Genomic DNA, 938 nt, shown 5'->3' with positions numbered 1-938 from the left:
CGCCGACGCCGCGGGCACGGTCACCGCCGGTGGTGCGTCGGGAGCCGTGCCGCCGACTTCGCGCGACGCCGCGCCCGACGCGGACCTGATCGCGCGGATGCGTGCGGGCGACGACGCCGCCTACGAGGAGCTCTACCGCAGGCACGCCGCCGCGGTGCGCCGCTACGCCCGCACCTGCTGCCGTGACGCGCACACCGCCGACGACCTGACCGCCGAGGTGTTCGCCCGCATGCTCGGCGCCGTACGCGGCGGCAGCGGGCCCGAACACGCGGTACGCGCCTACCTGTTGACCACGGTGCGCCGGGTCGCGGCGGGCTGGACGAAGTCGGCCAAGCGGGAGCATCTGGTCGACGACTTCGCGGTCTTCGCCCAGCAGGCCGCCCGCTCCAACGAGGTCCGCGACGACGACACCCTCGAACTGGGCGCCGATGTCCGCGCCATGCACGAGGCCGAGCAGACGCTGGCCATGCAGGCCTTCCGGTCGCTGCCCGAGCGCTGGCAGGCGGTCCTGTGGCACACGGAGGTCGAGGACGAGTCTCCCAGCGAGGTCGCCACCCTCTTCGGCCTGGACGCCAACGGCACGCGCGTGCTGGCCAAGCGGGCCCGTGAGGGCCTCAAAGAGGCCTACATCCAGGCCCATGTCTCCACCACGCTCGCCGACTCCGAGGAGTGCGCCCGCTACGCGGACCGGCTCGGCGCGTACGCGCGCGGCAGCCTGCGCACCCGGGCCGAGCGCGGCCTGCGCAAGCACCTGGAGGAGTGCGCCAAGTGCCGCCTGGCGGCGACCCAGCTCAAGGAAGTCGCCAGCGGCATCCCGGGGGTCGTGCCGATCGCGGTCATCGGCTGGTTCGGCGCCGCCGGGTACGCCAAGGCGGCCGCGCTCATCGGTGGTGGCGCCGCGGGCGCGGCCGGTGCCGGGGCCGGCGCGGCGGCAGCGG

At 75.4% G+C, this 938-nt stretch carries 1 protein-coding gene; it reads left to right on the top strand.

Features of this window, described 5'->3' with window-relative positions; all coding sequences use genetic code 11:
- Positions 1-97: 97 nt before the first annotated feature.
- The coding region (locus tag OFY01_RS17430) for a sigma-70 family RNA polymerase sigma factor (RefSeq protein WP_266600934.1) at positions 98-938 on the top strand (841 nt) is incomplete at its 3' end.

Origin of the sequence: Streptomyces beihaiensis (genome assembly GCF_026274175.1) — a bacterium.
Classification (GTDB): Bacteria; Actinomycetota; Actinomycetes; order Streptomycetales; family Streptomycetaceae; genus Streptomyces; species Streptomyces beihaiensis.
This window is presented reverse-complemented; position numbering and strand designations above follow the sequence as displayed.